At 37.3% G+C, this 20,538-nt stretch carries 22 protein-coding genes, 1 pseudogene, 1 riboswitch and 1 other annotated feature; of the genes and pseudogenes, 12 read left to right on the forward strand and 11 right to left on the reverse strand.

The features are described from left to right. Nucleotides 1-54: 54 nt before the first annotated feature. The 5 genes from NSQ18_RS04940 to NSQ18_RS04960 form a co-directional block, all read right to left on the reverse strand. Nucleotides 55-1,233 carry a M20 family metallopeptidase gene (locus NSQ18_RS04940; protein ID WP_016837302.1) on the reverse strand — a complete coding sequence of 393 codons (1,179 nt, stop codon included), beginning with the start codon at nt 1,231-1,233 and terminating at the stop codon, nt 55-57. Nucleotides 1,234-1,420: 187 nt separating this feature from the next. Further along, nucleotides 1,421-1,804 (reverse strand): DUF423 domain-containing protein, encoded by a 384-nt coding sequence (locus NSQ18_RS04945; protein WP_016837303.1) that lies wholly within the window; start codon nt 1,802-1,804, stop codon nt 1,421-1,423. 29 nt (nt 1,805-1,833) lie between these two features. Further along, complete coding sequence (locus tag NSQ18_RS04950; protein WP_016837305.1) at nt 1,834-2,124, reverse strand: YwdI family protein; 291 nt, start codon at nt 2,122-2,124, stop codon at nt 1,834-1,836. Next, nucleotides 2,121-2,300, reverse strand: a complete 180-nt coding sequence (locus tag NSQ18_RS04955) for a hypothetical protein (RefSeq protein ID WP_016837307.1) — start codon at nt 2,298-2,300, stop codon at nt 2,121-2,123. The genes NSQ18_RS04950 and NSQ18_RS04955 overlap by 4 nt, the downstream gene beginning before the upstream one ends. Nucleotides 2,301-2,397: 97 nt before the next feature. Beyond that, nucleotides 2,398-3,075 (reverse strand): uracil-DNA glycosylase, encoded by a 678-nt coding sequence (locus NSQ18_RS04960; RefSeq protein WP_016837308.1) that lies wholly within the window; start codon nt 3,073-3,075, stop codon nt 2,398-2,400. A gap of 218 nt (nt 3,076-3,293) precedes the next feature. On the opposite strand from NSQ18_RS04960, the gene thiD reads away from it, so the two are divergent. The 3 genes from thiD (at nt 3,294) to bshB2 (ending at nt 5,380) form a co-directional block, all read left to right on the forward strand. Further along, on the forward strand, nt 3,294-4,127 hold the full coding sequence (gene thiD, locus NSQ18_RS04965) for a bifunctional hydroxymethylpyrimidine kinase/phosphomethylpyrimidine kinase (RefSeq protein ID WP_339289253.1): 834 nt from the start codon (nt 3,294-3,296) through the stop codon (nt 4,125-4,127). Nucleotides 4,128-4,341: 214 nt separating this feature from the next. Then, entirely contained in the window at nt 4,342-4,689 is a 348-nt protein-coding gene (locus NSQ18_RS04970; protein WP_016837310.1) for a YojF family protein, read from the forward strand. 13 nt (nt 4,690-4,702) lie between these two features. Further along, nucleotides 4,703-5,380: a bacillithiol biosynthesis deacetylase BshB2 gene (gene bshB2, locus NSQ18_RS04975; protein ID WP_339289255.1), complete on the forward strand. Its 678-nt coding sequence runs from the start codon at nt 4,703-4,705 to the stop codon at nt 5,378-5,380. 281 nt (nt 5,381-5,661) lie between these two features. Here bshB2 and NSQ18_RS04980 read toward each other — a convergent pair whose 3' ends face one another. Together NSQ18_RS04980 and NSQ18_RS04985 are read right to left on the reverse strand one after the other, a co-directional pair. Next, entirely contained in the window at nt 5,662-5,847 is a 186-nt protein-coding gene (locus NSQ18_RS04980; RefSeq protein ID WP_339289257.1) for a hypothetical protein, read from the reverse strand. An 18-nt stretch (nt 5,848-5,865) separates the two neighbouring features. Then, nucleotides 5,866-6,345, reverse strand: a complete 480-nt coding sequence (locus NSQ18_RS04985; protein WP_096550289.1) for a hypothetical protein — start codon at nt 6,343-6,345, stop codon at nt 5,866-5,868. 529 nt (nt 6,346-6,874) lie between these two features. Between NSQ18_RS04985 and NSQ18_RS04990 the strand changes: the two are divergent. Continuing rightward, a pseudogene (locus NSQ18_RS04990) lies at nt 6,875-7,090 on the forward strand (helix-turn-helix domain-containing protein); the annotation flags it as partial. 815 nt (nt 7,091-7,905) lie between these two features. On the opposite strand, the gene NSQ18_RS04995 reads toward NSQ18_RS04990, so the two are convergent. After that, the gene (locus tag NSQ18_RS04995) at nt 7,906-8,202 is read right to left on the reverse strand and encodes a hypothetical protein (protein ID WP_096550287.1); all 297 of its coding nucleotides are present in this window, start codon (nt 8,200-8,202) and stop codon (nt 7,906-7,908) included. Between the two features lie 341 nt (nt 8,203-8,543). Between NSQ18_RS04995 and NSQ18_RS05000 the strand changes: the two genes are divergently transcribed. Beyond that, on the forward strand, nt 8,544-9,896 hold the full coding sequence (locus NSQ18_RS05000) for a YjiH family protein (protein WP_339289261.1): 1,353 nt from the start codon (nt 8,544-8,546) through the stop codon (nt 9,894-9,896). 325 nt (nt 9,897-10,221) lie between these two features. Further along, a complete protein-coding gene (ilvA, locus tag NSQ18_RS05005) occupies nt 10,222-11,481 on the forward strand; it encodes a threonine ammonia-lyase IlvA (RefSeq protein WP_339289263.1) in 1,260 nt (419 codons plus the stop codon). 169 nt (nt 11,482-11,650) lie between these two features. Here the strand turns inward: ilvA and NSQ18_RS05010 are convergent, their stop codons facing one another. Genes NSQ18_RS05010 through NSQ18_RS05020 form a run of 3 tightly spaced genes read right to left on the reverse strand, consistent with a single transcriptional unit; the run spans nt 11,651 to nt 14,526 of the window. Then, on the reverse strand, nt 11,651-12,445 hold the full coding sequence (locus tag NSQ18_RS05010; protein WP_339289264.1) for an ABC transporter ATP-binding protein: 795 nt from the start codon (nt 12,443-12,445) through the stop codon (nt 11,651-11,653). Next, on the reverse strand, nt 12,438-13,469 hold the full coding sequence (locus tag NSQ18_RS05015; protein ID WP_016837315.1) for an ABC transporter permease: 1,032 nt from the start codon (nt 13,467-13,469) through the stop codon (nt 12,438-12,440). Before NSQ18_RS05015 ends, NSQ18_RS05010 begins: the two co-directional genes overlap by 8 nt. A 34-nt stretch (nt 13,470-13,503) precedes the next feature. Further along, nucleotides 13,504-14,526, reverse strand: a complete 1,023-nt coding sequence (locus NSQ18_RS05020; protein ID WP_016837316.1) for an ABC transporter substrate-binding protein — start codon at nt 14,524-14,526, stop codon at nt 13,504-13,506. A gap of 372 nt (nt 14,527-14,898) precedes the next feature. Then, nucleotides 14,899-14,942: riboswitch (PreQ1 riboswitch) on the forward strand. Nucleotides 14,943-14,950: 8 nt separating this feature from the next. On the opposite strand from NSQ18_RS05020, the gene NSQ18_RS05025 reads away from it, so the two are divergent. The 6 genes from NSQ18_RS05025 (at nt 14,951) to trpA (ending at nt 20,509) form a co-directional block, all read left to right on the forward strand. Further along, entirely contained in the window at nt 14,951-15,439 is a 489-nt protein-coding gene (locus NSQ18_RS05025) for a QueT transporter family protein (protein WP_016837317.1), read from the forward strand. Nucleotides 15,440-15,758: 319 nt separating this feature from the next. Beyond that, nucleotides 15,759-15,989, forward strand: a binding site (T-box leader). A 94-nt stretch (nt 15,990-16,083) separates the two neighbouring features. Then, nucleotides 16,084-17,118: an anthranilate phosphoribosyltransferase gene (gene trpD / locus NSQ18_RS05030; RefSeq protein WP_339289268.1), complete on the forward strand. Its 1,035-nt coding sequence runs from the start codon at nt 16,084-16,086 to the stop codon at nt 17,116-17,118. Next, nucleotides 17,118-17,915: an indole-3-glycerol phosphate synthase TrpC gene (gene trpC / locus NSQ18_RS05035; RefSeq protein WP_339289270.1), complete on the forward strand. Its 798-nt coding sequence runs from the start codon at nt 17,118-17,120 to the stop codon at nt 17,913-17,915. The genes trpD and trpC overlap by 1 nt, the downstream gene beginning before the upstream one ends. Continuing rightward, nucleotides 17,912-18,523: a phosphoribosylanthranilate isomerase gene (locus tag NSQ18_RS05040; RefSeq protein ID WP_339289272.1), complete on the forward strand. Its 612-nt coding sequence runs from the start codon at nt 17,912-17,914 to the stop codon at nt 18,521-18,523. The genes trpC and NSQ18_RS05040 overlap by 4 nt, the downstream gene beginning before the upstream one ends. A gap of 22 nt (nt 18,524-18,545) precedes the next feature. Beyond that, on the forward strand, nt 18,546-19,733 hold the full coding sequence (trpB, locus tag NSQ18_RS05045; protein ID WP_339289274.1) for a tryptophan synthase subunit beta: 1,188 nt from the start codon (nt 18,546-18,548) through the stop codon (nt 19,731-19,733). Then, nucleotides 19,730-20,509 carry a tryptophan synthase subunit alpha gene (gene trpA / locus NSQ18_RS05050; protein WP_016837323.1) on the forward strand — a complete coding sequence of 260 codons (780 nt, stop codon included), beginning with the start codon at nt 19,730-19,732 and terminating at the stop codon, nt 20,507-20,509. The genes trpB and trpA overlap by 4 nt, the downstream gene beginning before the upstream one ends. The last annotated feature ends 29 nt before the right edge of the window (nt 20,510-20,538 follow it).

Raw genomic sequence — 20,538 nt, forward strand, 5'->3', positions numbered from 1 at the left:
TATTTTCTTTTTCGTTTTTTATTAGATATAAGGAAGATTTTATAAAAATTAATATTATTTTCTATTTTCCAAATAAGATAGTGTAGCAAGTCCCATCGTTTTTGCAGCAATTAACATCGCTCGTTCATCAAAATTAAATTTTGGATGATGATGTGGATATGCTGTTTCCCAATCTGGGTGTTTTGCACCAGTTATAAAAAATGTACCGGGCACTTTTTGCAAATAATAAGCAAAGTCTTCTCCAACCATCAATGGTTCACATTCTTTTACTTGATTTACTTCAGAAATGGCTTTTGCAATATCAGCTAAAAAGGCTGTTTCATCTGGATGATTCACAACGGCAGGATAACCTCTCGTATATTTAAATTCATAAGTCGCATTTGCTCCATCACATATCGCTTTAAGCAGAGATTCCAACTCTTTTTCAATTTGATTGCGCACCTCTTCATCGAGTGTACGGACAGTTCCTTTTAATGTAGCTTTTTCCGAAATAATATTGTACGCTTTCCCAGCTTCAAATTGTCCTACCGTAATGACCGCTTGTTTGAGTGGACTAATTCTTCGCGAAATGATGGTTTGCAACTGGCTTACATATTGAGCACCAAGGACGATGGAATCTATAGCATTATGAGGCTCTGCTCCATGTCCACCTTTACCATGAATTGTCACTTCGAACATATCTGGAGCTGCCATAATCGCACCACTTTTTACATGGATTTCTCCTAATGGCGTAGGAGCCCAAAGATGCGTTCCGAAAATCACATCTACCCCATCTAAACAACCATCTTCAATCATCGGTTTTGCACCGCCCGGAAGCACTTCTTCCGCAAATTGATGAATGAACACAATATTCCCGCTGATTTCTTCCCTCATTTCGTAAAGTGCTTTAGCTAATATTAAGAGCGTTGCCGTATGACCGTCATGCCCACAAGCATGCATAACTCCATCTACCTTTGATTTATAAGGGATATCGTTTTCTTCTTGGATTGGCAATGCATCAAAGTCAGCCCTGAGCGCCACTGTTTTTCCAGGTTTTGCTCCACGTAAAGTGGCTACAACTCCTCTTCCACCGACTCCTTCTCGAACTTCAAGGCCTATTTCACGATGGAAATTCGCAATATATTGAGGTGTGTGCACTTCTTGAAAAGATAGCTCTGGATTTGCATGTAAATATCTTCGAATGGAAACCATTTCCTCATAGTATCGATCTAACAATAGCAATAATTTTTCCAATGTAAAAACCCCTTTCCAAGTTGCGTCCTTTTACATATTATCGTACCATGAATAAGCACCATAGAATGTGTCGAAATATTGCGGAATATCAAATTATACTTTTTATACTTTCTTTAATATATTCCTAAAACCATAAAAAAAGCAGCTTAAAGCCGTTCATATGGACTTCAAACTGCTAAAGTTTTGATTAGTAAATTCTGCTTTTTGCTATACCAATGATGAGCAAAACCCATCCTGTTAAAAATAATACTCCACCGATTGGGGTAATAGCACCTAAAATTCCGATACCCGAAACAGCGAGTATGTATAAACTGCCAGAGAAGAATAAAATACCAATGGACATAGTGAGAAACGACCATTTTAAAGGAGACGTATCTCCTATTAATCTTGGATGCATTAAAATACCCACTAGAACGATGCCCGCTGCATGAAACATTTGATATTGAACAGCAGTATCCCAAATTCCTGCACCATAGTCATCCAATACTTCTTTTAATGCATGTGCACCGAATGCTCCTAATGCAACCGCTAAAAAGCCAAATACTGCACCTGTTATAATAGAACCTTTCATTTTACAAAACCTCTTTTTTATTTTTATTTTTAAAAATCAAAAATTGATTCCCCGTTTGCATCCTCTTCATCTAGTTTGGTTGAAGGGGGAAGTTGATTTCCGTGAGATACTTGCACATAGCTTGGCATTTGCCTTTGCACATAACTTTGCACTTGGTCTTTTTGGGCAAAGGACGTTGGTCGTTTTTCTGAGTTTAATGCTACATCACATAACGCTCGAATGGCGCTCAACAATTCACGTAACTCTTGTTCACTAGTCGTTTGTTTTGCTTGTACCACATAACGTTCAATTTCGTTAAACAATCTTTCGTAGGAAATCATTTTCTTTCCCCCTGTAATTCCTTTCGTTCAAACTTTAAACAATCCATCCCGGAAGATTGTTTTACAACAACAGACGGTAATTGTCTTGTTTTGAATTGATAAGCTGTACAACCTCGTGGATTGTTTGGATCCCACGTTACTTTAAAATATTTACACTTAAAACAGTTGACTTCCATGGGAAACCCACCTTTTATTTCACTCTACCAAATTTCCAATGTTGTGAAAAGTTCAATCAAAGTTGTTCAAAAACTTTCTAAAAAGTTGGTGCTCATTTTATGTTAAACACCAATCAATTGGTTCTTTTCCCCATTCAATTAACTGTGCGTTGATTTTAGAGAAAGGTCTACTCCCGAAAAATCCGCGATGAGCGCTTAATGGGCTTGGATGGGGCGCTTGTAAAATGCAGTGATGAGACCCCTTTCGTTGAATGATTGCCCTTTTCATTTGTGCAGGTCTTCCCCATAATACAAAAACGATTGGGTCTTGCCGCTCTGCTAATTTTTCAATAACTGTATCGGTAAATTGCTCCCAGCCCATACCTTTATGGGAGTTGGCCTCCCCTTGTCTCACTGTCAACACCGTGTTTAATAAGAATACTCCTTGTTTCGCCCATTTCATTAAATAGCCGTCCTTGGGAATAGGACAGCCTAAATCATTATGTAATTCAAGGAATATATTTCGTAGACTTGGTGGATGAGGCACACCTGGTTTAACAGAAAAACACATGCCGTGAGCTTGTCCAGGTCCGTGATATGGATCTTGACCTAAAATGACAACTTTTACATCTTTGTATGGAACAGAGTAAAAAGCACTCATAACTTCATCAATTGGCGGATAAACAATTTTTGTACTATATTCTTCAGCTACAAATTTTCTTAAATTTTTGTAGTAAGTTTTTTCGAATTCATCTTGCAAAATTTCTTGCCAGTCATTATTGAATACTTTTTTCAAATCAGAACACCTCTCTTTCAACCTACTTGATTACGTGAAGATTATCAATAGTTTTATATAATCTGTTCGGACACGCTTTGGGAAACTTTCTCTTTATTTATATTTTATACCTAGCTAGTTGCGTTCTGGCTACATCATTTTTTATCATTCTGACCATTTTTATAAAGTCAGATTAGGTATATACTAAAAACACAATCATTAAGTAGGAGTTGAGCAAATTGACATTGAAGAAAACATTAACGATTGCTGGGTCTGATGCATCAGGCGGCGCCGGAACTCACGCAGATTTAAAAACTTTCCAAGAATACGGCACTTATGGAATACAAGCTTTAACTTGCATTGCAACAATGGATCCAGATCATGGTTGGAGACATAGTGTATATACATTGCCTATTGATGTATTGAAAGAACAACTAAAAACGGCCATTTCTACCGGCATTGATGCAGTGAAAACTGGAATGCTTCCTAATGAAGAAGTGATTCAGGTTGCGGCAGAAGGCATTCAACAATCAGGAACTAATAATGTTGTAATTGATCCAGTGATGGTATGTAAAGGGGAAGATGAAGTATTAAACCCAGGTAATGTGGATGCCATGATTCAATATCTTCTACCTCTTGCCCTTGTCACAACTCCAAACTTGTTTGAAGCGGGACAATTAGCTGGAATGAAAACACCAAAAAACATTGAAGAAATGAAAGAGGCGGCAGAAAAAATTCATGCATTAGGTGCAAAAAATGTGGTTATTAAAGGTGGCCGTTCTCTCGGAACAGAAAAAGCCATTGATTTATTTTTCGATGGGGACAAGTTTTATGCATTAGAGACGGACCCTATTGAAACAAATTATAATCACGGCGCAGGCTGTACTTTCGCAGCAAGCATTACTGCAAATTTAGCAAATGGCTTATCCGTACAAGAAGCAGTTGTTGCTTCAAAAGAATTTGTTGCAGCAGCAATTCAGCACGGCTGGCGATTGAATCAATATGTTGGTCCAGTGATGCATGGAGCAAAAAACGTATTTGGAGCTCCAAAAGTTACAATAAAAGAAATTTAATTTCCAAATACACTTTCCCAATGACATTCATCCATTCCCCAAAAGCAATGAAATTTCAAAAAAATAGCATTTTATTAAGAAAACACCCGTACAATGAAAATGTACGGGTGTTTTTCATTCATTTCAATATTTTTCATTCGCATTGCTTTTTCTTTTCATCGAGTGCAATTTTTTACTATACTAATAACATAAGTCTCTGGAAAGGGGAATGAGAATGAAGGAAGTTGATGTGCTAGAGCTTCAAAAGTTAATTGACTCATTTGCAAATAAAGATGTTTATATACACCTCGAAACGACAAATGGCTCTTATGCCACTCACTATAACGAACAATTTTTTAATGCCAGCGCATTTATCCGCAACGCGAAAATTCGATATGAACATGGAAAAGTCATCAATGATAATCCCCACCGCGTCGGGCTTAAATTGGAAAACGGATGGGTTTATGCGCAAGGGATTACCCATTATGAATTAGATGAACAAGGTAGACTATTAATGGCTGGGTTAAACCACGAAGGAAAATTAGCGATTGCACTAGAAATTAGTGAAACGCCATTTTCTTAAGGAGGGGATTAATATGACTTTAAAACCACAGCGCCACGTTTTAGTTGTTTTTCCACATCCAGATGATGAAGCTTTTTCATCTGCCGGCGTCATTCGACTTTATCGCAATATGGGAGTTCCCGTTACATACGCTTGTTTAACTTTAGGAGAAATGGGACGCAATCTTGGGAATCCTCCTTTCGCTACTCGTGAATCATTGCCTGAAATTCGTCGAAAAGAATTGCAAGAAGCATGTAAAGCAATGGGGATAGAAGATTTACGAATGATGGGCTTCCGAGACAAAACGATTGAATTTGAAGATGATGAAAAAATGGTGAAGCTCGTTCAAGATTTAATTTCCGAATTGAACCCTTCTCTCATCATCACATTCTTGCCAAATTACAGCGTTCACCCAGATCATGAAGCCACTGGCCGAGCAGTTGTTGAGGCAGTTCGTCGAATGCCGAAAGATGATCGCCCGACAGTTTACGGTGTCGGATTTGCCAATAATACAATCGCTGAAAAAGGAGAACCAGACGTCATTATTGATATTACAACCGTCAAGGAAGATAAATTAAAAGCATTACTAGCTCATAATTCTCAAACAGCATGGATGGTTGAAGAAAATCAAAAACGGATTGATGAAGGTCAACCGATGAGTGATAGTTGGTTTCATTATGAGAAGTTTTATACAATTTCGTTTGTTGATTAATTAAAAAGCATGCTTTTTTATACAATCGAGTAGGAGGGAGCGATTAACTCCCGTCCTCTCACACCACCGTACGTACGGTTCCGTATACGGCGGTTCAATTAAGATAATTGACGCAAGTTTTCATAACGAGCTTCAAGACTTTTCGGCCCTTGGTTTCTCCAATAGGAGTTACCAAGGGTTCTGTGTAAATAATGTGTTTAGATGAGGGGGTTGTCCCGACCTCTTTCTCTAATTCCTATAATTTTGTATTAGAGTGATTAATTCTCTCTTACTTGATTGTATTAGTCTTGTTTTTCTTTTAATATAGCAACACCGAAAACTGCTCCTATTGCTGCAGATATCATATTTAATATAATTTTAATTGAAAGTGATAAATCATTAAAGAAATATTCAAAGATGGAATTAACTAAAAATACAGCTAGAGCAGCACAAATTGCAGGATAAAGTCTTTTTTTTATGTTAATCACCTTTCATTTAAAATTAATTTACTGTTTATAAACTCTTACACCGGTAGTCGGGTTCAAATATGGGATATAAATCACTAGTGGAACCGCATCTATATATTCATTAATAATTGTTGCAGCAGCAGCACCTATAGCAGCACCTCCAATAGCTCCCGGGATGCCACCATAACTACCAATTAAAGCACCTAAAGCAGCAGTTCCACCTGATACTCCGCCTTTTAGTATAGCATTAACATCGGTTTTTGTAAGGTAAATTTCCACATGATTCCAATATACTTTTATACCTCTTTTTCCTTCTTCACTTTTAGAAGCCGTCTTGACTGAACTCAGTGGTTTGTTTAATGATTCTTTGTTTAATGAAACAATAATTGTATCCCCGTTAGTTTCTAATGAATACTTGTTATATATTTTCGATTCTAACTTCATTGTTTGTAAATGTGCATTAACTTCTTCTAATATTTTGTTTACTTGTTCGAATTCTGATTGTGTAATATTTTTCATTAGCTCCGCTTCATTGTTGATTATGAATTTAAAATCAACTAACTCGATATAAGGGTCTTTTTTACCAACTCATCTGTTAGATTAGAGAAATTTGAGATAGATGAGTTTGAAACGATTTCTTGTTTGTTGATAGAATTCACATTTGAACTTCCAAAAGCAGTAGTTGGCATTATTAACGTAGCACTACATAATGCAGCAACTCCTATTTTTGTTATCTACGCATTTTATTTCCTCCTTTGAATATACTACTACAATTACAATATATTCAAGTAATTGGAAAAATATCAAAAATATATAAAACAATCTATCACGGCCACCTTTTAAAAAATACGAAAGTAGGGATGATTATGATAAAAATTAAAGTTTGTCAGTATGGTTATTCTGTTAATGAATTAATAGAATACGATGTTTGTGAGGCTCCTTTAAATATTGAAAGGCCAATGTTGAATTATGAAGAAAGAAGAATCGATTTGAGTGAAATATTTTTACCTTATTCAGTCCTCAAAAACTATAATTATTTAGATTTATGCAAACTTTTGGTTGTGTTCGTTTTGTCTACAACAAGATGCTAGCAGAACGTAAAGAAACATATGAGAAGTTCAAAGACGATAAGGAAACGCTTAAAAAGCAAAAGTTTCCGACACCAGCAAAAAATAAGAAAGAATTCCCGTTTCTAAAAGAGGTGGATTCTTTAGCTTTAGCAAATGCACAGATCCATTTGCAAAATGCTTATAAGAACTTTTTTTGAAGATCGTGCGGAGTTCCCTAATGAATATCTCGAATATTGGAAAGTAAATAACATCATGTTTTATTAATTCCTTATAGTTATGACGTAAATTCCTTTCACAAACGTTGATATTATAAGGTTTTGTTGTAGTTACGTCTGACGTTGTGAAATAAGAAGATGGAATAACGTCTGACGTATTCACCTAAAAAGCTTGATATAATCAGTGTTTTACAAAAATTCCAAGAAAGGATGTTTTCTATGATCGGACTTACATTAAGAAACTTAGAACGTATAAGAACAAGTTTGTATTTGGAACAAGTAGTGCAAGTTGAACTCCCAAAAAATATGCTAAACAGACCAATCGAGCAATTCGCCCAGCCAATAATGGTTAACGGTTATCCAGTGATCCAATTCAGATACGAGGGTGCTATGCCTTTGTATAGTGAAAAGGACAAAGAATATACAGCTCTTGTTAGAGATTATTATTTTCAAGTTACCTCTGATATGTACAATTACCCTGAACTAAATATTAGTTTCGATAAAGCAACATTAATAATATTCAGCACGTTTTTCCAGATAGAATCATACGTGATTTAGATAATCGAAACAGAAAATATTTAATCGACGCTATTAAGTTCACAGAGTTAATTGATGATGATAATTTTCAAAAACTATCTATATACGAAGAAGGGTTTGTGAAGAAATTACAATTAATTTCTTAAAAATATCAATATAAACCAATGTACCAGAAAAACCTTTAAATGGTTATACTGGGAAAAGTAATTTCCGAGACTTTTTATTGAAATCCGTTACGTGTTTCTGCAAAAATCAAGTTAAGAAAACAAGATATTGATTTTATCGTACTTCACTTCTTCCATAGCTTCTAATTTCCATTTCTCTATGTCAGCAAAGTAAACTAAAAGTTCCAGTAGATCCTTTTTTCCTTTTTTTAAATTTTGTACCCTAGGTAATACTAATCCGACAACTTTTTCCCCATTAAATTTGAAAGGACTTTCAAAGCGAATTGTTTCCTCATTTTCTTTCTCACTAACGCCCATATCATCTAATTTTGACAAATAAATCATATGTGCCGTTACTATATCGTCACGTTTAGTTAATACCGCTAACATTTGACCGGTGTTTTGCCTCCAGCTTCCTTCAGATTCCGCGTCACCACGGACACCCTTTCGTTGAGCTAACCTCTACTTCTGTCTTCGGGGTTCGGGACTTACACCCTATAGTTCATGTACATGCCGGGCGCACATCAAAAAAAACACCATTTTTTTCACAAATGGTGTTTTTTTTATTTTCCTCTTCTCTTTTATGCAGTTTTTTGCTATTTTAGTGTAGTATAAAAGACGAAAAGTATAAAATTTTCGAAATACTATTATTTTTTCTATTTGTATAGACATCAGTATAAATACCATTTATAGTGTATAAATATGCAACAAAAATTAATGAGGGGTATATTATGGTAAAAAAATTTCATCCATATACATGGTTTTTATTTTCATGTCTTTCAATTTTAGGTATCTTTCTATTCATTATTCCTGTTAGTACGCCTGATGGACTTAAGGTTCCAATAGCACTTTTGGCGAACGGTCTTTCTGTAAATGTCGTAACCTTTATCCACTGGTTTGCGTATGTTGTATTTATTATTGCTGCTGTTGGATCTATTGTGATGCACTTTGTACCACAATCAGGAAAAGTGACCATTTTCGATGCTTTATTCCGTACTCATGCATTCTGGACAGTAATGCGAGTTTTAGCGGTCGTATTTGCAACGTTATATTTATTCCAAATTGGACCTGAAGCCTTCACTAGTGAAAACACATCTGGCTTGTTATTAAATCCTGATGGCGGCTTAGTAACAATGATGTTTTCATTATTCTTTTTTGCTGGATTATTGTTACCGCTTTTGACAGATTTCGGTCTATTAGAGTTTTTTGGTTCCATGATGGTAAAAATTATGCGTCCAATTTTTAAAGTTCCTGGACGAGCTGCTATTGACTGTTTAGCTTCTTGGGTTGGTGACGGCACAATTGGTGTGCTTCTCACAAGTAGACAATATGAGCAAGGAAATTATACTGCGAGAGAGGCTGCTACAATTGCCACTACCTTTTCCGTCGTTTCAATTACTTTCTGTTTTGTAATCGTTGAAACGGTAGATCTCGGCCATTATTTCTTGCAATTTTACGGCACGGTCATTTTAGTTGGTTTAATATTGGCTGTCATTATGCCAAGAATTTATCCTTTACGAAATAAACCGAATACGAATTTTGACGGGTCTTCTCCAGAAAGTCGCCGTGAAGATGTTCCGGAAGGATTTAATTCATTTACTTTTGGCTTACATAATGCGTTAGATAAAGCCCATAGCAATCGAAATTTATTAAATGTGGTTCGCTCAGGCTTTAAAAATGTTTTGGAGATGTGGTTTGCCATTACACCGGTCATCATGGCATTCGGTACAATAGCATTAATTCTTGCAGAATATACTAGTTTCTTTAAAATTTTAGGAATGCCATTCGAACCGATTTTGCAATTATTCCAAATTCCTTACGCAGACGAAGCTGCCCAAACGATGATTATTGGATTTGCGGATATGTTGCTTCCTTCTATATTAGGAGCTGGAATCGAGTCTGAATTAACTCGTTTCTTTATCGCAACAATTTCTGTTACGCAATTAATTTATATGTCTGAAGTTGGTGGCTTGATTTTAGGTACAAAACTTCCAATAAAAATTTGGGATTTGTTTATTATCTTCTTAATTCGCACAATCATTTCAATACCGATAGTTGCTTTCATCGCTCACTTAATCTTTTAACTTATGTGACACCATTTTCCTTTGAGAAAATGGTGTTTTTTTAAATACGGCTCCTACTAATGGAAGCATGTCGATTATTCAAATAACTTTAACACTTTAACGTTTTAAATAAACAAATTTTTTTCTTTTTTTATCGATTTATACCTTGATTTTTTTAAAAGCTGTCTTTAGACTATTCTGTATATTATTTATATTTCAAAAGTTTTATGTATGAAATCATATACATATAAAGGGACTTTACAGTATGGCATTTATAAATTTCATAAAATACTGAATCTTATGTTAAAATAAATAAATGCTGGAACTAACGGAGGTTAAATTTAAAATGGAAGTTGCGGATAAAAGCTTTACTGTTGAAAACATCTTAAAAGCACAGCACCAATTAAAAGATGTAGTACTTCATACGCCATTACAAAAAAATGAATATCTGTCAGAAAAGTATGGTGCGAATATTTATTTAAAACGTGAAGATTTACAATCAGTGCGCTCCTTTAAGTTACGGGGTGCTTATTATAAAATTAAAAAAGTTGAAGATGAAGCACGTGCAAGAGGTGTTGTTTGCGCCAGCGCCGGCAATCATGCCCAAGGGGTAGCTTATTCTTGTGCTCATTTAAAGATTAAAGGAACCATTTTCATGCCGTTGACAACTCCAAAACAAAAAGTCGACCAAGTGCGCATGTTCGGTCGCGATTATGTGGAGATTGTGTTAACTGGCGATACATTTGATGATTCAGCAAATGCAGCGATGGATTATTGTTTGGAACATGAAATGATCTTTATTCATCCTTTTGATGATTATGATATCATCGCTGGACAAGGCACATTGGGCGTAGAAATTTTAAATGACATTGAAGAACCTCTTGATTTTGTATTTGGAGGTATCGGTGGCGGAGGATTAATGAGCGGAGTTGCTGCCTATATTAAAAACATTTCACCAAATACAAAAGTGATTGGTGTTGAACCAGAAGGCGCTCCAAGCATGAAAGCAGCCTTTGAAAATGGCGGACCTGTCACTTTAGAAAAAATTGATAAGTTTTGCGACGGTACAGCAGTTCAATCTGTTGGGCAAAAAACTTATGAAATTTGCCGCAAATATTTAGATGATATTATTACAATACCGGAAGGAAAAGTAAGTACAACTATTCTTGACTTATATAATAAACACGCTATCATTGCAGAACCATCCGGCGCATTACCAGTATCCGCCCTTGATTTTTATGCGGATCAGCTAAAAGGAAAAACGGCCGTTGCGATTATTACAGGTGGCAATAATGATATCAGCCGTATGCAAGAGATTAAAGAAAAATCATTATTATATGAAGGTTTGCTTTACTACTTTATCGTCAACTTCCCTCAACGCGCAGGAGCATTACGCCAATTCTTAACGGTTGTTCTCGGCCCTAATGATGATATTATCCGATTTGAATATACGAAGAAAAACAATAAAGAAGAAGGTCCTGCACTAGTCGGAATTGAAGTAAGCAAACCGGGAGATTATGAAGGCTTAATCGATCGCATGCGAGTGAATGGTTTTGAGTTTAAAGAAGTGAATAAAGACAGCACTTTATTTGGATTGTTGATTTAACAAAAAGAAACCCGAGCGTTTAATGTGATAAGCGCTCGGGTTTTAGATTTTATTAACAGATTTTGTATTATTTTTTTCAAGTTGGAAGGATAGTATTCATTTTTATTTTGGCATTTAAAAAAAATAAAAACCAACCCTTATAATAAAGAGTTGGCTATATCAACATTAATTACCCCAACAACGCTCGGTCAGAATTCATTTTTTCACCGCGGATGCGTTCGAATTCAGCCATTAAGTCAGGAATTGTTAAGTTTGGTTTTTGATCTTCATCTACTTCTAAAATGATTTGCCCTTTATCCATCATAATTAAACGATTGCCTAAATCGATGGCTTGTTGCATGTTGTGCGTTACCATTAACGTTGTTAAATGATTTTCTTCTACCAATTGCTTTGTTAAGTTCGTAATCAATTCTGCTCGTGATGGGTCAAGAGCTGCCGTATGCTCATCTAGTAATAGAATCGCAGGTTGCGTAAATGTTGCCATTAATAATGACAATGCCTGTCTTTCCCCACCGGATAGCAATCCTACTTTTGCATTTAAGCGATTTTCTAAATTTAAATGCAATTTTTCAAGGGAGGTACGGAAGAAGTCGCGGCGTTGTCGATTCACACCTAACCTCAATGAACGATTGGAATTTCGGGCATAGGCAATTGCAAGATTTTCCTCAATCGTCATAGATGGTGCCGTACCCGCCATCGGATCTTGGAAAACGCGCCCGATATAATGAGAGCGCTTGTATTCAGGTAAATGGGTTACGTCTTTTCCATCAATCCATACTTTCCCAACATCTGGTTTTAATACTCCAGAAATCATGTTCATCATCGTTGACTTTCCCGCACCATTACTTCCGATAACCGTTACGAAATCTCCAGGTTTTAAATGAAGATTGATGTTATTCAAAGCCACCTTTTCATCTGGTGTACCTTCATTAAAAATTTTGTTAATGCCTTCTAGCTTAAGCAAGGTGATCGCCTCCTTGCTTTTCTAGTTGAGCAGCGGCTAGCTTTTCTTGCAGTCGCTTCGCCTTCCGCTTCTTATCTTTTTGCTTATCAATCATTTGCGGAACGATTAACGCTAAGATTACAATGATGGCTGTAATCAATTTCATATCACTTGCATCGAGGAATGGCACTCGCAATGCAATCGCAAGTACAATCCGATAAACAATTGCTCCAACTATTACCGCAAAAGTAGTGCGCATGATTGATTTCGTTCCAAAAATCGCTTCACCGATAATGACAGATGCTAGACCAACTGTAATCATCCCGATCCCCATTGTCGCATCGGAATATTTATTATATTGGGCGATTAAAGCCCCCGCTAACGCTACTAACCCATTCGATAATCCAACACCTAAAATAATTAAAGTGTCCGTATTCGCAGAAAAACTGCGAATCATTCGTTTGTTATCCCCCGTAGCACGAATCGCTAGACCAATCTCTGTTTTGAGGAACCAATCCACTATGAACTTAATTGCTGTTGTAAGAATTATCATGACAAAAAGTATTTCCCAAGTTTGTGGAAGATTTTTTACTCCTAAACTCGTCAAAATGTTATTGAAAAATGCATCAATCCCTAAATGTTCCCAGAAAGAATAAATTTTAGTGAAGATTGTTTCACTATTTAGTAGAGGAACGTTCGGAAGGCTCGTTGCATTTTCACTTGAGAAGCCCATAATTCGCAGGTTTACGGAATAGAGGCCAATCATCATAATGATCCCGGCAAGGAGCGGATTAATGTTTCCTTTTGTATGGAGCAAACCAGTGATACATCCTGCAATAAATCCTACGACAATCGCTGCTAACGTAGCTAATATTGGGTGATAACCTAAAACAATCATTGTTGCAGCTGTAGCCGCACCCGAAACAAAGCTACCATCTACCGTCAAGTCTGGAAAATCTAACACTCGGAATGTTAGATACACTCCGAGTGCCATTATTGCGTAGATGATTCCTTGCTCAACTGCACCGAACATTGCTGTAAACATATTGAATCATCTCTCCTAACATGTTGAAAATATTTTATTGTTGTGTTTCGACAAGCTCAGCTTCCCACTCGTCTTTCACTTCAAGACCAAGTTTCTCAATTGCATCTTTATTCATTACTAATTTCAATGTATTTGGATATTCTGCTGGAATATCTGCAGGTGTCGCTTCACCTTTTAAGATTTTTGCAGCCATTTCACCAGCTTGATATCCGATATCGTAATACTCGAAACCAAATGCCAACAATCCGCCGCGTCTTACAGAGTCAAATTCACCAACAACAAGCGGTAGTTTATTGCTATCTGCTACTTGAATAATAGATTCTAGAGCGGATACGACTGTGTTATCTGTAATGATATAAAATGCATCAACTTTTCCGATTAAAGATTCTGCAGCTTGTTTGATCTCTGAACTTTGAGATACAGTAGCACCTTCTACTTTTAAACCTAATGAATCAGCAATCTCTTTCACTTGGTTTACTTGAGCTACTGAGTTTTGTTCACCTGCGTTGTAAACCATTCCGATTGATTTAACGTCTAAAGCGTCTTTCATGAATTCTACCGTTGTTTTAATTGCTTCTGGGTGCAAGTCAATCGTACCAGTAACGTTTGCACCAGGTGATTCAATCGAATCAATTAATTGAGCTGCAACCGGATCTGTTACAGATGTAAAAACAATTGGAATTTCAGTTGTTACATTTTTAGCAGCTTGTGCAGATGGAGTGGAGTTGGCGAAAATCAAATCTACTCCTGCACTTGCTAAGTTTTGTGCAATTTGCGTATTCAAACTATTATCGTTTTGTGCAATTTGATAATCATATTCAACATTTAAACCAGCATCTTTCAATGCATCTTGGAATCCTTGATATGCAGCGTTTAAAGATGGATGTTCAACAATTTGTGTTACACCAATCTTATAATTTTTTACTTCTTCTGTTGTTTCGTTTTCTGTGTTGTTTTCGCTCGATTCAGATGTATCATTACCGCCGCCGCCACAAGCAGCTAGAAGCAACACTAAACCAAAGAGCAAAAATGATAGTTTTTTCATGCTACTTTTCATACAAATATCCCCCACTATCCTTCGAAAAATTACTAACAATTTCGAATAAAAAATATTTTCGCTTTATTCAAATAAAGCTAGAGTTTAACGATATATTACATTCTCATAGTTCAAGAGTCAATAACATTAGGAATGTTCTGAATTTAAGAAAATTCTTTTTATTACTTTAGTAATATTAATTTATCGCTTTAAATCGCTAAATTACGAGGATTTTCTAGAATAAATTGTTTTTTTGAAATAATGAATATTTTGTGACAAAATTGCGAACTTTATTTTGTTGTACGAAATCTTCCCTTTATCATCGTTAATTTTTTCCAAAGCTAAATTTGATTTTCTTTTTGTTTATGATAGAATTATATTTTGTGTGCTTATCACACCGTGGTTCGCGAAATCCCACGATAAAAAACTAAGGAGTGAAAATTTAATGAAAACAAAATTTATGGCAATGTCCGCAATCATAGCTGCACTTTATATTGCGGTAACGTATACGCTATCATTTTTAAGCTTTGGCGATATTCAATTTCGCATCGCTGAAATCTTTAACCACCTAATTGCCTTTAACCCTCGCTATATGCTAGGTGTTGTATTAGGCGTATTTATATCAAACTTATTTTCACCTCTAGGCTGGTTTGATTTAGTCTTCGGAGTAGCCCACTCCGTTATTTGCTTAACGATTCTTATCATCGTTAGCAAATATGTGAAAAACATCGCCTATCGTATGTTGATTAACTCATTTGTCTTCACATTCATGATGTGGATTATCGCTTTAGAATTAAAGTTAGCGTTAGAGCTTCCCTTCTGGCTTTCGTGGTTAACTACAGCCATTGGTGAAGCGGTTGTTTTACTAATCGGTATTCCAATTATGCAATTGCTAGATAAACGATTAAATTTCAAAAATTTAATCGATCAATAATATAAAACTAGTAGCACAGACTAATGTACAGTCTGTGCTATTTTTTTATACTAGGATTAAAAACGAACGAACTCTTTTGGATTTGCTTGATTTTTACAATCAGTAATTATTTTTTTGAATTTAGCAATTTATCAATTCGAAAATACTTATTTATTCGAATAACATTTTCCTTCCCAAATTTACCGAAAATTATTGACATTCATATAATTTCAGAATAAAATATACTGAAATCAAACGTGGCGGAGAAAGGTTGTGGAAGCACAATCACCGCACCGGTATCTTAGTTGAGTAGAGTCTGAGTTTAGTTGAGAATAGCCGAGCAAAATTGATGAGTAAGGAAAAGTAGCGAAATGTGTAATGCGATAGAGAGCTAGTGGTTGGTGGAAACTAGTGCATTCCTTTTCGTGAATGGGCCTTACGAGAGCAACTGCGCAAGTGGTTGACGTCTTTCCCGCGTTATTGGGAAGTGTTCACGACAGTGAGCACACCGAGGTGGAAGTCATAACTGCTTCAATAGAGGTGGCAACGCGGCAGCAAGGTCGTCCTCTGCAAATGGGTTTTCATGCCCTTTTGCAGAGGTTTTTTTATTTCTCCCACCGGCTATTCTATCTAAACTTCAAATTTTAAATTTGGAGGATGATAGAATGAACATTCAAGCTTATATCAAACGAGTTCAACAGAAGGAAAACTTATCTTATGACGATATGATTCAAGCGGTAGAAATCATCTTTAACGAGGAAACACCAAAAGAAGCAATTGCTGAATTTTTAGTAGCACTTCATGAAAAAGGTGAAACAGCAGAGGAAATTGCCGCCCTTTCCATCGTGATGAAATCCAATGCCATTCATTTCCCTGTTCCAAAAGATACTTATATCGATATTTGCGGTACTGGGGGCGACGGTCTGAAAACTTTCAACATCAGTACAACTTCTGCCTTTGTGTTAGCCAGTAGTGGTGTCAAAGTTGCAAAACACGGCAATCGGAAAATTTCTAGTTCTTCTGGAAGTGCCGATGTCCTACAAGCACTAGGTATTCATACAGATTTTACTGTCCATGAGTCCGTACAGTTATTGGAACAAGAAGGAATCACTTTTCTATATGCCCCGGCCGTTCATCCAAAACTGAAACGCATCGGTGAAGTTCGACGAGCAATTGGTAAGCCAACCATTTTCAACTTAGTTGGCCCCTTAACAAATCCTGTTGACTTAGAGGTTCAACTAGTCGGCATTAATCGTCCAGATTTCGTGGAGGAATATGCAAAAGTATTAAGTATTTTAGGGAGAAAGCGAGCTATCGTTATTTCAGGATCACAAGGCATGGATGAAGCTTCTCTCGACCACCGAAACCGTTCTGCCCTGTTGGAAAATGGCGAAATTAAACCTTTCACCATCAACATTGAAGAACTGGGTATACAACCTGCATCGATATCACACCTCCGTGGTGGTACACCGGAAGAAAATGCTGAAATATTAAAAGAATTATTGAAAGGAAAACGCTCGCCATACTATGATGCAGTCGTTTTAAATTCAGCTCTCGGTTTCTTCGCTTACGGCATTGCCGAAACATTGAAAGAAGGTGTTTCCATGGCTCGTGATGCCATCGAATCCGGTCGTGCTTATAAGAAACTAGAAGCAGTGATTGAATTTAGCCAAAACACAATAAAGGAGCAAGCACTTTAATGACGATTTTAGATATGATAATTGAACATAAAAAAGCGATTCTTCCAAAATTGAAAGAATCAAAGCCCCAATGGGACATTCCTTTAAAAAAACGGCCATCATTGTACGATGCATTACGAAAATCTAACACTCTTCAAATTATTGCAGAAATGAAGCGAGCCTCCCCTTCTAAAGGCATCATAAATGAGGACGCTGACCCAGTACAACAAGCAAAACGATATGCACAAGCTGGTGCAGCATGCATCTCTGTTTTAACGGAAGAAAAGTTTTTCAAAGGATCTTTTGAAGACTTGGCCAGCATTGCAAATCATGTAGATACTCCAATTTTAAATAAAGATTTCATCATAGATAAAGTGCAAATCGATTATGCACTCCATGCAGGTGCATCCGTTATTTTGCTGATTGTCGCTGCTTTAGATGACGAAACTTTATCGGAATTATATGAGTACGCAACAGGTTTAGGGTTGGAGGTACTTGTTGAAGTACACAACGAAGAAGAATTGGAGCGCGCCCTTCGCCTTCAACCAAAATTGATTGGTGTCAATAACAGAGATTTGAAAACATTCCACGTCAACTTAGCTCAAACTGAAAAGTTGGCAGAAACAATCAATCGCGTTGAAGGTATAGCCTTCATCAGTGAAAGCGGCATTTTTGAAACAGTGGATGCCGAACGTGTTGCTAAAGCGGGAGCCCGTGGAATTCTTGTCGGCGAATCGTTGATGAGAAGCGGCAATGTGGAAGAGACATTAAAATCTTTCCAAATAAAACTTCCTCCCTTTAAGGATGTAGAGCGATGACGAAAGTGAAAATTTGCGGATTAAAAGAAAAAGTTCACGTGCATTGTGCAGTTGCTGCAGGAGCGAATTTTTTAGGCTTTGTGTTTGCGCCAAGCAAAAGACAAATTTCCATCAGAAAGGCCTGTGAACTTGCACAAATAGTACCGAAACATGTGAAAAAAGTTGGTGTATTTGTCAATCCGACAGAAGATGAAGTAAAAGAAGCTTTTGAAAAAGTACCACTCGATTTCATTCAATATCACGGCAATGAAGAACCAACTTTTATCGAAAAACTAGGACTCCCTTCTATCAAAGCTTTTTCCATCCGCGAGCTTAGCGATGTTGAAAAAGCTAGCAAGTACAACGTAGATTACTATTTATTCGATGCTCCCGGAACAGATTTCGCTGGCGGGAGTGGTAAATCATTTGATTGGTCTTTACTTGATCAACTTTCCATCCCTAAAGAGAAAGTAATACTTGCAGGAGGACTGAATGCTTTGAACGTGCAGCAGGCGATTGCAGCGGTACAACCTTTCGCTGTAGATGTTTCAAGCGGCGTTGAGCAAGATGGAAAGAAAAATTGTGAGCTGATTCAATCATTCATCCAAGCAGCAACAACTTTACAATAAACGGTTAAAGGAGCTAAATGACATGACGAAAGTAAAAGGCAAGTTCGGTCGTTTTGGCGGTCAATTTGTTCCGGAAACATTAATGACAGCCTTACTGGAACTTGAAGAAGCTTATGAACAATATAAACATGATGAGTCTTTCCAACAGGAACTTCACTACTATTTAAAAGACTACGTTGGCAGAGAAACGCCCCTTTACTTTGCAGAACGACTTACTGAGCATTGTGGCGGCGCAAAAATTTATTTAAAACGAGAAGATTTAAACCATACAGGAGCCCACAAAATTAACAACGCTCTCGGCCAGGCATTGCTTGCAAAACGGATGGGCAAAACAAAAATTGTTGCCGAAACTGGAGCTGGTCAACATGGTGTCGCAACTGCAACTGCCTGCGCCCTACTCAACATGGAATGCATCGTCTTCATGGGAGCAGAAGATGTAAAGCGTCAAGCATTGAACGTATTCCGCATGGAGCTATTAGGTACAAAAGTGGTGGCTGTCGATAAAGGCTCAAGAACATTAAAAGATGCGGTCAACGAAGCGTTGCGTTACTGGGTGACAAATGTCGAAACAACCCACTACATTTTAGGCTCTGCCATGGGGCCACACCCCTTCCCTACAATTGTCCGTGATTTCCAGCGGATCATTGGCGATGAAACGAAAAAACAAATTATCGAAAAGGAAAACCGACTGCCTGATGCTGTTGTTGCTTGCATCGGAGGTGGCAGCAACTCCATTGGTATGTTCTATCCTTTCGTTGAAAATCAAGAGGTTGCTCTATACGGTGTGGAAGCTGCCGGAAAAGGCTTTGAAACTGGAAAACATGCAGCTGCTATTAACGGTGGAAAAACGGGTGTATTGCATGGCGCTTATATGTACTTATTGCAAGATGATGACGGATTTGTACAAGAAGCTCACTCCATTTCCGCAGGGCTTGACTATCCGGGAGTCGGCCCAGAACATTGCTATTTGTATGAAACTGGCCGCGCCCAATATGTCATGGCAACTGATGAAGAAGCGCTTGCGGCGGTTAAACTTCTTTGCCAAACAGAAGGGATTCTCCCTGCTTTAGAGAGCGCCCATGCCGTTTATTATGCTACTGAACTTGCAAAAACAATGAACCAAGATCAGATTATTGTCGTTTGTTTATCCGGCCGTGGAGATAAAGACGTTCATACAATTTTTGATGCCCTTGGAGGTGACTTATCATGAGCCAATTAACTGAAGCAATTGTAGAAGCAACTCGCCTAGGCCATAAAGCTTTTATTCCTTACATAATGGCTGGCGATGGCGGGCTTGATACGTTGAAACCGACGATTTTGAAATTGCAACAACTAGGAGTCACTGCGATTGAAGTGGGCATCCCCTTCACCGACCCTGTAGCGGATGGACCGACGATTGAAGAGGCTGCTGTAAGAGCATTAGCAAAGGGCACAACATTACGAAAAGTACTTGAAACTCTTGCCTCTTTCGCAGATGAAATTACCGTTCCATTAGTGGCAATGACCTATTTAAACCCGATTTTAGCCTACGGAATCGATGCATTTGCAAAAGATGCTTATGAGGCAGGCATTCGCGGCGTCATTATTCCAGATATGCCACTAGAAGAAAGTACTATCGTTCACCCTTCACTTAAGGCATATGGCGTTGACTTAGTTCAGCTTGTTTCATTGACAAGTACGCCAGAGCGAATTGAAAAGCTTACAAAAGCAAGCGAAGGATTTATTTATGCGGTGACAGTTAATGGAATCACTGGTGCTCGCTCCACTTTCGAAGGCGACTTAGAAAGCCACTTTAAAAAAATTCAAAGCTATACAGATACGCCTGTTTTAGCAGGGTTCGGCATTTCCACCCCTGAACAGGTTAAACAATTCGGCACCTTTACAAGCGGTGTTATTGTCGGCAGTAAAATCGTTGACAGTTTAGCAAAAGATGATTGGGATACAATTGAAAGTCTTGTGAAAGCTTCGAAGGTACAGATTTTGTGAACATATTGACTGTTTTTGTGACAAAATCA

Origin of the sequence: Ureibacillus sp. FSL K6-0786, assembly GCF_037965165.1 — a bacterium.
In the GTDB taxonomy this organism is placed as follows: domain Bacteria; phylum Bacillota; class Bacilli; order Bacillales_A; family Planococcaceae; genus Ureibacillus; species Ureibacillus thermosphaericus.